This is a genomic window from Gardnerella sp. DNF01151, assembly GCF_049244235.1.
Lineage (GTDB): Bacteria > Actinomycetota > Actinomycetes > Actinomycetales > Bifidobacteriaceae > Bifidobacterium > Bifidobacterium swidsinskii.
This window is the reverse complement of sequence record NZ_CP058389.1, coordinates 930,976-943,637: the sequence shown is the minus strand read 5'-3', so window position 1 is coordinate 943,637 and position 12,662 is coordinate 930,976. Positions and strand designations below refer to the sequence as shown.

Below are 12,662 nucleotides of genomic sequence, written 5' to 3'. Positions count from 1 at the left end.
CTCGGGCTTTATAATTGTTTCAAACTGTTTTACAAGAGTTCGTTTACTCGTTTTTGTACCGTATCATAATCGTATCCAGCAGAAGTTAAACGCTGTTTACGCGTGCTACCGTTACCCCACGTGCCTCGGATTACTTCACGTGCAAGCTCATCAACTGACTTTCTACGAGTCTTAACACCAAGAAGCTTATTAACTTTATTTTGCACGCTCGCATAATCGTATCCGGCTGAAGTTAAACGCTGTTTACGCTCATTTCCGTTACCCCAAGCGCCGTTAATAACTTCTCGCGCCACCTCATCAATACTCGAGGTGCGCGTAGCTTGGTCAGAGCCGCCGTTTTTACATCCGTTTAATCCAGCGTTTTTAATAATGCTCGGATAATCCTTGTAAGCATAGTCCATGTCAACTCTGCCGGCTACTCCAGGAACGCTGCCGTTTGACGAGTATTGCCAAAGACCATACGAGCCTTGATAACTGCAGTGCGTGTTCCACTGTGCTATCCACAAAGCGTAACGGTTTCTAACATGAGATGACACAAGATTATTAGCAGTTGAAAGCGAAGTGTAAAAACCTGCATAATACCCGCAAGCTTCCAGTTTGCTGCAAAAGCTTGTAATTAGCGAATCGCAGAAAGCTCGCCCACGGTTAAGCTGGCTTTTTTCTTCCAAATCAAAGTAAACAGGATACTCAAAACTCTTACCTGAAAGCATGTTCGCACAGCTTTGAGCCTCTAAAGCCGCCTCAGAACTGGAGTTTGCGTACGAATACCAGTAGGCTCCCACGTCAAGACCAGCTGTTTTTGCTTTACGATAGTTCTGTTCAAACCACTTGTCTTTGCATCCGATACCGTATCCTGCTCGAATGATCACAAACTCAATGCCGGATGCTTTCACCGCGTTGAAATCAATGTCACCCTGCCAAACTGATACGTCTATTCCTTTTTTACTCATGAGTATTGTCCTTCCTGTTCTTGTCGTGTAATTGTTCTAAAACGTTTTTTAATTTCTCAGGCACGGGAAGCCCCAGGTGAGACGCGTTTTCGGTTAAAGATAATCCTTCGTTAGATAGGTAGAAGAAAATTACTGCGGTTCTAATCACGCTTCCTTGCTTTAAAACATGAAAATCTATAATGTTTGCTATGCCAACAAGCATAAAAATGAGCACCTTTCTAAAGATGCCCTTAAAACCAATGCTGCTAGACAGTTTCTTATCCGTGACCGCACACATCACGCCTGTAATATAATCCGCAACCACAAATAAAACGAGTGCGAGGATAAGCCCGTCGCACCCGCCTAAAAAGTATCCCAGCCAGCCGCCTACTAGTGTGAAAGCCAGTTGAGCACTATTCCAAAATCCTCTCATAATTCTCCTTACAAGTTTTCCTAACATTTGCCAGTACTCTTATAAAAACAAAAAATAAAAAGTAATAAAAAATGGCAGGCATGGTTTAACCCACACCTGCCCTAACATTTCAGCATTTCAGCATTTCAGCTTTTCAGTATTTCAACTGATATTATTTTTTCAACACATGACTGCTACTTAACACATTCTTCAGCATCTTCACCTTTCCCAGCCGTTTCAGTTTTTTCAGTTTTTTCGGCTTTTATTTTCAAAATTTCGTCGTTAAGTTCGCGTTCTCTAGAGTTAAAATAGTCTTCTAACTGTTTCACATACGCTTCATATTCCATCGAGTTTTCCGCGATCACCGCCGAACGCATATCAGATAATACGCTTGCAACAATGCCTTCTATCATGTAAGTAGGTATTGGTATTTGCTTATTCAACTCGACTATTTTTTCGTTTAACTCAGCCTTATATTTTTGCACAGCTACCGCGTAGCTAATTGTCGGTTTTACCACTACTCTCCTCCAATCTTTTTAGAATAATATCCAGCTTGTGGCTGATTTCGCATAAAATTTTCGTATTATCAACTACAGGCGTTGTAATACTTTCTGTCACATCTTTTAAGCGCGTACCCTTATTAGCCACTATTTTGTTTGTGTGAATAATTAGTTTCTCCATAACAAATTCTCCCTTTATTCTCCCTATAACAAATTCTCCGCCAACGTTCACTTCCACGCTTCCATCAACGCTTCCACCACGTTCACTTCCGCGCTTCACTTCCGCGTTTTTAATAGTATTTAACTTTCATGAGTATCCCGTTTTTAAACACCATGTGAGCGTTAGAACCCCATTTTGAAGCTTTCCCATCCTGGTTCATCTCAATAATCTGCACATAGTTAATATCCGCGTCTACTCCTGCACCATCTTGCCAAACAGGATCTATAATCTTGTTACCATGCATGTAAAAGTTGCATCCAGCGTGAATACCATACTCTTTATAAATGCTTTGCGAACGTGAAAAACACAGCATAGTAGCGTATGTTTCTTCATCAGCCGTTTTACGTTGCGCGAAAGCCATATACTTTCCGTCGTTAGTAAGATGAAAAACTAGACCCTTGTGAGAATTATCTTCTTCCCACTCGCCAGTTCCAACATAGCCAATATACACGCCGTTACGGTAGAAGTTGTTCCCATTTTTATCAAAAACAGCTCTTTTATGATCCTCATCAACTTCACCATCGTAAAGCTCTATCTGCCCGGGTGTTATTTGCACGTATTTACTCGAATGGTTAAACCCGAGAAGGAAACTGTTATAGTTTTGCTGCATGAAACTACCAAAATCACCTTTTTTAACCATTGAAGATATGGAATCTTCTACTATGGTTAGTTTAGAAATAGCCTTATCAGCCGTGGATTTAGCAGCCTCAATGTCTTTATCTTTAACTCTCAGCCAATCGAACGTTCTAAAACTACTTATACTGTCAGCTGAAACGTAATGCCATAGTTTGCTTGTTCCACCTTTATACGGGTGTTCAGACTCAGGATAATTTTCACCTTCAACCTCAATAATGTTAATATCTTCAGGCAGTTTAGACACGTATCCTGAAATTTCTCCTGAATACTCTTTTTTAATGCTATCAATCTTAAAACCATAATTGTCAAACGGAGACCAGTTAGTTCTAAAATGTAGCCAAAACTCACTTGATGGAATAAACACTGTTGCGCCAGAAATTTTTTCACCAGTTAAACCCGGTATAGCGTAAATTTTATCCTCATGCTTGTAAAAAATGTCTACAAAATCGTCAAAAGCTGATTCCGTGTGCGACTTCTCATTAAATTTTACGGCTAAACTTTCCTGCTTAACAATAAGCCTGTAAGCGTAGCCGGTTGACGTGTCGTAGAAAAAATCACCAACATGCTGCATTTTTTCACTATCAGTCAGCCACAAGCTCATAGGAGCGTTAAAATGGCTTGGAGTATACGAGCCGTAATAGTTACCGTTTTTCTGTTTAAGACTATGGTTAACGCTTTCAACACCAGCCTCAATCTTACCGTCTGTAACATTCAGTTTCGTGTTGATTTCACTTATCGTGTAATAGTTTTCAAGCCTCCTACCAGTGTCTTTTATAGCCTCGTTTTTTGCTTTACTAATCTGCTTTTCTACCTGGGAAGTGTAAGAAACTGAAAGTTTTTCCGCGTCAATCGAATGCCCGATAATCCTGTCACCATACACCATGCCGTCAAGAGTCATCGCAGTACTGTAAGGGCCTGAAAAACCGTTATGGCTTCCAGCAATACCATTCATGTTAACCTGTAAAACTTTCGTAGCAGTGTTCTTATCAGGCGTATCCATGTAAAGGTCACGAACCCACATGCCTTTACTATCGTATTCGCTTATCTTATAGCCGCTTTGAGAATTACCCATTTGCGCTTTAATATTATCGATCGCAGCTTTAACACGCTCGTTATCAATTTTTCTAGCTTCAACCGCTTCTTCTTTTAACGTTTGAACAGCATGCGACACGTTTTGCACATACCCTTTAGAAATCCTGCTCGCAAGCACGATTCTAACTTCGCCTGGTTTTTGAATCGGTATAGTCTGTTTTACTACAGGAAACACACGATCCATGCCAAATTGTGGAGCGAGACAACGAACCCTATCCCCACACTCAATCGTCGCATAATATAAACCTAACTCGGATAAGTCAACCGCGCTAAGGCTTATTTCTACATGCTCAAACTGGTTATCCTGTAACCATTTAACAGCTTTACGCATAAGATTAGTTGGAACTGTCACATTATTGAAATTAACAACTTTACAAACCCAGCCGAATGTTTTTTGTGCTTCACGAGATACTATATAGTTTTTTCCATTGTTTATTGAAGTAATATCAACATGCTTTTTAAGAACCTCGTTTTCACCATTCTCGTTTTCCAACTCTTTGCCGAGAGGAATAACCGCTGTAGTAACATCCTCTGCTGAAAGGTTTTCCGCGTATTCAAGCAGGTTCAAGCCGAAACTAATATGCTGGCTTGTAGCTTTACCTATTTCTTCTAAACGTAGGTAGTCTAAGTAAAGTTTCCCGTCTTCTTTTCTAAGCCGCAAATATCCGCCAAGTTTTTCAACCATTTTTCCCATAATCGCTTCAAGCGTGGTTTCAAAATTAGTAAACCTGTAGAGTGAATCATTCGAGTCAGATACTGTGACGAAACCAATTCTTATTTTCTTATAATCATCTACCTGACTGTTATGAGCTTGTAAAAGTTTTTCTAAAAGCTGGTAGGAACTCTGATCATGGTATTCTTTCTGAGGTTGAATACTATCAGCTAAGTAAGTTAACAACCCTACGCAAGTTACTTTCTTACTACCATACAAGTCTTTTACTTGTTCTCTAACCTCGCCGAAGAAAATCTCCTCATCGTCACGCCACACGCTTACTATTGATTTCCGGTTTTTAATAAGCTCATAGCAAGGGTTTTGACTAGGGCAAGTAAACGTTAACGTTCCTGCAGTATTAAGTTCCAAGTTTAACGTAATATCATCAAGTACCGCTTTGTCATCATTTGGATAGTAAATCGTATTATTATCAAGCATGATCCTGTACACTCACAACCACCCCCTTTTATAGGAAATATTTACCATCCCGTTTCCAACGAATGTTAAACTCATGTTTATTTTTGAACGAAGCTGTGGGAAACGGTTAACACCTGTTTTAATCTCATAGTTTTTACCATTAGAATCCAGTAGCATACTGTTAGATGACAGGTTGTTAAATTCTGGAATCAGCGTCATGTCAAAATCGTGAACGAGTGTTATTTCACGCTTATCATCTACTTGCACACCCCATATTGTGTGAACCCCATCCGAATCATCTACACTATACTTATATGGTTGCAGCTTATAGTTGAGTGTGAGAGTTGAATAGTTTTTATCCGATTTAAAATCACTAACCCACACTCGACCCTGATAGTAGAACAATGGTTCATCATCAAGAGACAGTTTCACACTCTTGCCGTGGATTAACGTTTTAACACTATGGCATGTTTCACTCCACTTGTTTTTGTTTGCGACAATGAATTCAAAACAGCCTTCACGCATCTCGTATAACACTTCACCGGCAAGACTTTCACTAATATCAATACTTTCCTGCCTGCCTGGTATTTGCAAATACTCTAATTTAGGTTCTGGAAGTTGAACTAGTGGACGGCTTGTAGCAACAAGCCCTAGATCGTTAAAACTATGCAACCCGTTTATTAGCATCCCATACACTTTTACCACCCCCTTGCTTTTCTTGTTTGAAGCTTGAAAAGCTCACTGTCCATCCTGTGCGCGATACCACCCACTAGTTCGCCAGTGTCGAGCACAATACTCTGGTTGGAAAACTGTGGGAAATACGCGTCCATAATCGCTAGAATCTGGTTCATAACACTAAGCATTTGCGTGTTCGCTCCCGCGCTCATATTCTGCAAAGTATCAAGCCCCATAATCACTTCCGGACCTTTCTCACCGCCGCCAAGCATACGCCCGTTTTTCTCACCGAAAATAGTCGCCCCGTTTAACAGCATCGGCTTGTTCATTGCTTTCTTATACCAGTCGATAGCAAGATACGGTACAGACGGTGGCGTAAGAGAGAATTGTCCTTTAATACTAAAATGCGGCAGTTTAATATGAGGAAGACTAAGTTTTATGCCAGAGAAAAACCCTGTTATAGCGTCGATTACTGCTTTAACCTTGTTTTTCGCCGCTTCTATCGGAGTGATGATAGCGTTTTTAATACCATTCCAAACTGACACAACCGTGTTTTTAATACCGTTAAACACAGACTTAACCATGTTTGCTACTGAATTAAACACTGTTGAAATGCTTGTTTTAATACCGTTTACCACGCTCATGATCGCAGTTTTAATACCATTCCAAACACTTGTTGCCGTGTTTTTAATACCGTTTAAAACGTTAGTGAAAAACGATACGATACTATTCCAAACATTCATGAAAAAGTTTTTCACACTCAACCACAGTTTGTTCCAACTAGTGCCAAAGAAAGACAAAAACACGTTAAAAACATTTTTTAACGTGTTCAATACTGTCATGAACGTGTTTTTAACCGCGTTCCAAACAGCAGTAAAAATTTCTTTTACACCATCCCAAAGCTGAGACCAGTTACCGGTAAACAAGCCTATAAAAACGTCTAAAACGCCTGTGATTAAATCAAGAACAGTTTTGAAACTAGTAAAACTTAAATTTAAAGCGCCTTCAAACAGTGGAGCTAGAATAGCACACAAACCATTCCACACTGTTTTAAGACCTTCAACAATACTCGTAAAATCAATACCAAGGCTTGACAGTTTTTCTTTAACACCATTAACAAAACCGGTGAAAGTTTCCTTAATTTTCTCCCAAACAGCAATAACACTGTTTCTAAACTCTTCATTCGTGTTCCATAAGGTTACAAAAGCTGCTACCAGAACACCAATAACCGCAACAACCGCGAGTATTGGCGCAGATACTCCACCTAAAACAGCGCCTAACCCTTCAAGAATACTAGAGCCGGAAGTAAAACTTGCGAACATTTTACCTATAAACAAAGCTAGTTTAGAAAACCCTTGTATAGCAACACCTATTTTAGAAATACACGTTCCAAGAACCACTAAAAAAGGGCCGACTGCCGCAGCAATCAGCCCAAGTGTCACTATAAGTTTTTGGCTTTCTGGAGAAAGCTGTTTAAATTTAGAAAGCCATGCTGAAATTTTCTGCATTAATGGTGTTATGACGGGAAGTAAAACATTACCAATAGTCGCAGCAATATTCTGCAACTCTGTTTTTAGAATCTTCATAGAACCCGAAGCGCCCGCAGCTTCACGCCCAGCCTGCCCTTGAGCGTCAGCAGTCTGCTCCATAATAAGAGCCAAAGTAGCAGCCTGTTTCGCTTGCAAGCTCATCGCGCCTCTACCATCATGCAAACCCATGGCAAGAGCTTTAGCTTTAATAGTCGCCTCGTTAACACCCATACCATAATTGTCAAGCATCGCATTATTACCTTTAAGCGCGCCTGTTAAAGCAAGAACAGCAGACTCGGTTGTGCCACCAAACATAGCAGACAAGTCGCCTGCAAGAGCAACCAGCTTCTGACTCATCTCAGCTGCTTCAGCATCACTTTTCCCACCAATATTTTTCAACATCGCGCCCATAGTATTCGCATACTCTAAAGCTTGACCTTGAGCAATACCATAATAGGATTTCAAACTTCCTGACCATTTAAGCATTCTGTTAGCAGACTTACCGTAAATCTGCTCTGTAGCCCCCATAGCATCCTGTAAGTCTGCTGCAGCAGTAAAACCAGCAGTACCAATAGCAGCAATCGGCAGCGTAACTTTCGTGCTTAAACTTTGACCAAGAGATGACATACCATCTCCTAGTTTCTTTATCTTTTTGCTCGTACTATCAAACTGGCTACTAAGCTTGGTTAAACTAACACTACCTACCTGTTTTAATTTTTCTTTTAAACTATCAAGATTATTTTCTGTCTCAACAATCTCACGCTGCAACGCATCATACTTGTCTCTGCCAAGCTCCCCGTTTTCCAACTGTACTTTAGCCTGCTTATCCGCCTGTTTCAAAACGTTAAGCTTATTAGACGTTTCTTGGATTTCTTTCTGCAAAAAAGCCTGCTTTTGGCTTAAAAGCTGCGTGCTTGTCGGATCAAGTTTCAAAAGCCTATTAACATCACGAAGCGACTGCTCGGTTGAGCGAATAGTCGAATTCACCTGTTGTAAAGACTTATCTAAGCCTGTAGTATCCCCACCAATTTCAACAGTAATACCTTTAATCCTGTTTGCCATAACTTCACCTCCCTTTTTCTCTTAATTTACGCGTGAAAAAATAGATATTTTAACGTCAGGTATAAGAACGTTTGGTTCTCGTTTAGAACCTATCAAATTCTGTTTGGCTTGCGAGCTTATCGTATTTCACACTATCGTTTGCTTTCTCCGTCCACATGTCTAAAACCATGCCGATGGTTAAAAGATCCAGTTCGCCAATACTAATCCCAATTTCGGTGCATCTAAGAAGAAACAACGCGGTTGTCATTTGCCGTGTTGTTGCTTTAAATTTTTTTAGATTTTACTTCAGTTTCCAAGTTTGCTCCCCAAAGTTCTAGAATTTCAGGAAGAATCTCGTAGATAGAAAACATTTCAAACTCGTCAAGCCACTCATCAATACTTGCTGGAATACTATTATCCGCATGGTAAGCCATGATATAGGCTACGTTTTCAAAAATTTCAAGATCCGATATTTCAAAAACACCCTCGTTGATTTTGAAAGACTGCTCTAATTTTGACAGGTCTTTGAAAATATCACGCTTGAATTTAATACGATACAGTCTTGGAATAGTGGCGGAAGAACGAAACTTCACGTCTTTACCATTTACTTTTACTGTTTTTTCTAACACTTTTACCCCTTTAAAACTTATTTGATTTCCGTGTTAACTTGCGGAACGTACACGCTCTTATACCATTTCTCATAGGTTTCTTTTGAAGTAGTGTCACCACTCCTAGATTTCACTAAACCATCTTCTCTAGGATCAGCCGTAAGCGACAAAGTTTCCGTACCCGGTTCTATAGTGTCTTCCTTAGTTTCTGACTCGATAGACGGTCGTGTTGCTGAACAGTTATATAAAACGTGTCTGATCGCGTTCACGTCACCATCAAACTCAAACAGGAGCGCGAATTTTTCTGTTTCACTAATCTTCGCGTTTTCAACCAGCACACCGTTTTTATCTAGTTCTTCTCGTAGTATTTCCGTCCTAAACCATTCAGGTATAAGAGCAATTTCCAAGTCGCCACTGTAACCGTTGTTAGCAGTCGACCTGAAGTAAACAATCCCGTCAGCGTAAAACGGTGAGGATTCACCCTCAGCCTCAAGGCTTATACTCACCGCCCCCGGAATCGGCTTAGGCTCATCGTAGGAGAAACCACTCGAATCTTTTTTAAGTTTTGCCGCGTACACGTTTTTAAGATTGTATTTAACCTTGTTTCCCATTTATTGTTACCTCCATTTCAAAAATGTAGAGTGTTTCATAAAGCTGTTCCGACTCTATGAACGCTTCTGTTTTGTTATAAAAAATGCCGTGCCTGTCAAGCACGGCCTCAACTTGTTCTTCCAGCACGGGGTTCTTATAGTCCGCGTATAGTTCAATATGAACTTCGTTTGCTTTAAAATACGCTTTCCCGTCTGCAGAAAAATTACTGCTCGCAGGCGTAAGAAACAGGAGGAAAGGCGGATTAGGTGATTCTCCTTCAGCAAAATGATGGTAAGCGAAAGGAAAACCTATCTCCCTCATAATGTTTAAAAGATTACCCATTTTTAACCGCCTCCTCTATTTCTTTTTCAAAACTTCGTACTGCTTTACTTTCAGCCTCAGCAATGTGTGCTCTAGCTTCCACGCGTCCGCCGCCTCGTTTAGCATGACCGTACTCTAACAAGTGTGTAAGCTGATACTTGTTTCTAGAATGCACTACGAGAACTAGTCTGCTGCCTGTTTCGTTTAATGTTTTAACAGCCCAACTTTTCGCATACGCTCCAGTTCGTTTAGGAGCTGTCATGTTAATTTCTTCTTTTGCTGTTTTACCAGCGTTTTTTACTGCTTCTTTTACTTTCCCGGTTGTAACTTTCGCGTAAGTTTTAAGCTCTCTAATAACTTCTTTAGAGAGGCTTCCAATACTTACTTTGCTCACTTTTTACACCTCTTACAGTGAAGTTTCAGGCTTTTCTTCTTATAATTCATGTGGTCAACACCTAAAATCTCATAAACCGTATCACGGAAAACAATCCTGTAACCAAGCGATGAGACTACAGCGGTTTCTTTCGAATATCGGATAGTAAAATCTATTTTTGACTCATCCCACACGTTTCCTGCATTAGTCTGCTCAGATGGGCTTTCAGCACTCACCGTAGCGTAACACTCGTAATATTTACTCCACTTAATCTTATGATTACCAACCTCATCAACCTCTACACTGTTTTTAAGCAGCACAATACGCTCGTTTAATAAACTTATTCTCATTTAAAACCCCGTTTTTCTAACAGTAAAAAGCATCGAACGTAAGGTGAGAGTTAGCGCGTGATGGTCTGCTTCTTCCCGATGCTCATACAAGTAGCCTGTAGCGTATAAGACTGCGAGCCGATACTCGTCAAAGTTTTCACTAATCAAACTAGTATCGTTTTTACGAGCTACTCCCTGGCAGAGTTTTTCAGCAGAATGAATAAGGGTGTTGATAAGCTCATCATCTTCTTTACTATCCACCCTAAGATAGTTTTTTGCTTCCTCGACTGTAACTATCATCAACACCCCTCCTTAACTTTTAGTCGTCTTTTAAGCTGCTACGCTTGTTTTAACAGGCAGAATCTGTACTGCTTCTTTAAGCACGAGTTTGCCGTCTACACGCTCTTTAGCGACGAAACCTATCATGCCGTTTCCAGCGAAAAGTTCGGTAAGTTCTTTAAACGAGCGTGAACCACGGTCGCCAATGTTGTAGTACGAGTAGTCGCCAAAAGCCACCATGTTTTCAGGCGCGTAAGCAGACGTGTATACCGGGTATCCGAGAATCCTGTTCGGCTCATCATCCTGGTATGAAGGCTGCCAAACGTACGCGCCATTATTGTCTTTAAGTTTTCGTATGCTCGCGACTGTTTTATCGTTCATAATAAAACTCGCGTTTTTACGGTATGGTCGCCTCAAAGCGTGAATAAGATCAATCAGATCATCAGTTTTAATACTGGTAGTTTCTTTAAGGAACGTGCCGCCGTCTTTCTTGTTGAAAATACCAGTTGGTTTTCCAACGCCATCCCCGTTAAGAAAAGCGTCTTCCTCAGCGTTAGCCAGCGCCATGCCGAAGGATGTGAGAAGATGATTCTCGAGGTTAAACGCATTATCATGCAAGAGTTCTTCAGTAACTTTTACTGCAACGTGAAGCTTATGAGCGTCAAGCAGGATTTGCGCGAACTTGGAATCCCCAAAGTTAAGGCTTGCGCCTTCTTCAATCCAAGCTGCTGCAGGATCACTCATCGCAACATTAATCTTATGCTCTCCACTAGTGGTAATCGTGGTAGCAAGAGAGCGAATAATGTTTTCTTCTTTCAACGTTTCAATCAGACGATTATCGTACTCTTCCGGCACAAGATACCCGCCGTCAGCGTCCACGCCTTCCTGCAACACGTTATCGACTCGTTTAAAATTACTTCTAAGAGCTGTAAGCATCGCCTGCTTATACTCGTCACGCGCACGACCTTGTTTTTCAAGGTTCACACCTGTTTTCATAGGTTTTGCAACAATCGCCTCAGATGTTGGTTTTGAAAGCTCCTTATCCATTTTTTCCATCTGTTCCAAGCGTTCAATTTCCTTACTGTAAGCTTTCACTTTCGCTTCCATCTCATCATAGGTTTTCGCGTCTTCTTCTGAAATAAGCCCGTCCTTGTCACGTTTAGACTCAAGGAAAGCTTTTGCACCCTGCCAAGCCTTATTACGTTTCTCAACCATGTTTGAAATAGTGTTCATCATGTTTACCTCCAATTTTTGATTAAAAAAAGACGATCCATAAGATCGTCTGCACTAATATTGTTTGTTTCCTTACCGCTTATCCGGCAGGCTTTACATATTTTTTCCAATAACGTGTTTTGCACGCTTAATTTCGAATACAATGTTGAAACCTGCGGTATGCCAATATCAGCGGTTTCACCTCTAGTTAAAACACCGTCCGCGAACCCGAGTTCTACCGCCTTGTTAGCATCCATCCATGTTTCCGAATCCATTAAATGCGACAGTTTCACACGGTTAAGCCCTGTTTTAATCTCGTAAGCGTTAATAATGGACTCTTTTACCTCATCAAGCATTGATATTGCTTTTTCCATTTCGCTTCTGTTGCCAAAAGCAACAGTCATAGGATTATGAATCATAAGCATTGACACCGGACTCATATAAACCTTTGTGCCAGCCATCGCAATAACCGATGCCGCTGACGCAGCAATCCCGTCAATCTTGACCGTCACACAACCCTTGTAATCCATGAGCATGTTATAGATTTGTGCCGCAGCCACACAATCGCCGCCAGGTGAGTTAATCCACACGGTAATATTTCCACTACCAGCGTTTAACTCGTCTTTAAAAAGTTGTGGTGTAATATCATCATCAAACCATGATTCTTCAGCAATCGTACCGTTAAGAAACAGTGTCCTCTCAAAAATCTCATTATTCTCATTAGTCTCATTGTTTTCCTTTTGGTTTTTCCACTGCCAAAACTTCCTCATTACCTTTTTCCTCCTC

Annotated in this window: 15 protein-coding genes; all 15 read right to left on the bottom strand. The window is 40.7% G+C overall.

Going from position 1 to position 12,662, the window contains the following annotated elements:
* Positions 1–29: 29 nt before the first annotated feature.
* Positions 30–950, bottom strand: coding sequence for a GH25 family lysozyme (locus HXT37_RS04010; RefSeq protein ID WP_421779303.1), 921 nt, complete (start codon positions 948–950; stop codon positions 30–32).
* Positions 943–1,362: a phage holin family protein gene (locus HXT37_RS04005; protein ID WP_192382053.1), complete on the bottom strand. Its 420-nt coding sequence runs from the start codon at positions 1,360–1,362 to the stop codon at positions 943–945. Before HXT37_RS04005 ends, HXT37_RS04010 begins: the two co-directional genes overlap by 8 nt.
* A gap of 173 nt (positions 1,363–1,535) precedes the next feature.
* Entirely contained in the window at positions 1,536–1,859 is a 324-nt protein-coding gene (locus HXT37_RS04000; RefSeq protein ID WP_119527814.1) for a toxin, read from the bottom strand.
* Complete coding sequence (locus HXT37_RS03995; protein ID WP_233186371.1) at positions 1,840–2,121, bottom strand: hypothetical protein; 282 nt, start codon at positions 2,119–2,121, stop codon at positions 1,840–1,842. Before HXT37_RS03995 ends, HXT37_RS04000 begins: the two co-directional genes overlap by 20 nt.
* A gap of 10 nt (positions 2,122–2,131) precedes the next feature.
* Positions 2,132–4,939, bottom strand: a complete 2,808-nt coding sequence (locus HXT37_RS03990) for a phage tail spike protein (RefSeq protein ID WP_421779790.1) — start codon at positions 4,937–4,939, stop codon at positions 2,132–2,134.
* Positions 4,940–4,951: 12 nt separating this feature from the next.
* On the bottom strand, positions 4,952–5,605 hold the full coding sequence (locus tag HXT37_RS03985; RefSeq protein WP_421779302.1) for a hypothetical protein: 654 nt from the start codon (positions 5,603–5,605) through the stop codon (positions 4,952–4,954).
* Positions 5,606–5,616: 11 nt separating this feature from the next.
* Positions 5,617–8,184: a hypothetical protein gene (locus HXT37_RS03980; protein ID WP_421779301.1), complete on the bottom strand. Its 2,568-nt coding sequence runs from the start codon at positions 8,182–8,184 to the stop codon at positions 5,617–5,619.
* 263 nt (positions 8,185–8,447) lie between these two features.
* The gene (locus HXT37_RS03975) at positions 8,448–8,792 is read right to left on the bottom strand and encodes a hypothetical protein (protein ID WP_421779300.1); all 345 of its coding nucleotides are present in this window, start codon (positions 8,790–8,792) and stop codon (positions 8,448–8,450) included.
* A 17-nt stretch (positions 8,793–8,809) separates the two neighbouring features.
* Positions 8,810–9,382 carry a major tail protein gene (locus tag HXT37_RS03970; RefSeq protein ID WP_014554473.1) on the bottom strand — a complete coding sequence of 191 codons (573 nt, stop codon included), beginning with the start codon at positions 9,380–9,382 and terminating at the stop codon, positions 8,810–8,812.
* Complete coding sequence (locus HXT37_RS03965) at positions 9,366–9,704, bottom strand: hypothetical protein (protein ID WP_016815973.1); 339 nt, start codon at positions 9,702–9,704, stop codon at positions 9,366–9,368. The genes HXT37_RS03970 and HXT37_RS03965 overlap by 17 nt, the downstream gene beginning before the upstream one ends.
* The gene (locus tag HXT37_RS03960) at positions 9,697–10,077 is read right to left on the bottom strand and encodes an HK97 gp10 family phage protein (protein ID WP_004104983.1); all 381 of its coding nucleotides are present in this window, start codon (positions 10,075–10,077) and stop codon (positions 9,697–9,699) included. Before HXT37_RS03960 ends, HXT37_RS03965 begins: the two co-directional genes overlap by 8 nt.
* The gene (locus tag HXT37_RS03955) at positions 10,074–10,406 is read right to left on the bottom strand and encodes a phage head closure protein (protein ID WP_016815968.1); all 333 of its coding nucleotides are present in this window, start codon (positions 10,404–10,406) and stop codon (positions 10,074–10,076) included. Before HXT37_RS03955 ends, HXT37_RS03960 begins: the two co-directional genes overlap by 4 nt.
* Positions 10,407–10,685, bottom strand: coding sequence for a head-tail connector protein (locus tag HXT37_RS03950; protein WP_016815967.1), 279 nt, complete (start codon positions 10,683–10,685; stop codon positions 10,407–10,409).
* Between the two features lie 30 nt (positions 10,686–10,715).
* Positions 10,716–11,900 carry a phage major capsid protein gene (locus tag HXT37_RS03945; protein ID WP_016815966.1) on the bottom strand — a complete coding sequence of 395 codons (1,185 nt, stop codon included), beginning with the start codon at positions 11,898–11,900 and terminating at the stop codon, positions 10,716–10,718.
* A 2-nt stretch (positions 11,901–11,902) separates the two neighbouring features.
* Positions 11,903–12,646: a head maturation protease, ClpP-related gene (locus HXT37_RS03940; RefSeq protein WP_016815964.1), complete on the bottom strand. Its 744-nt coding sequence runs from the start codon at positions 12,644–12,646 to the stop codon at positions 11,903–11,905.
* Positions 12,647–12,662: the final 16 nt, after the last annotated feature.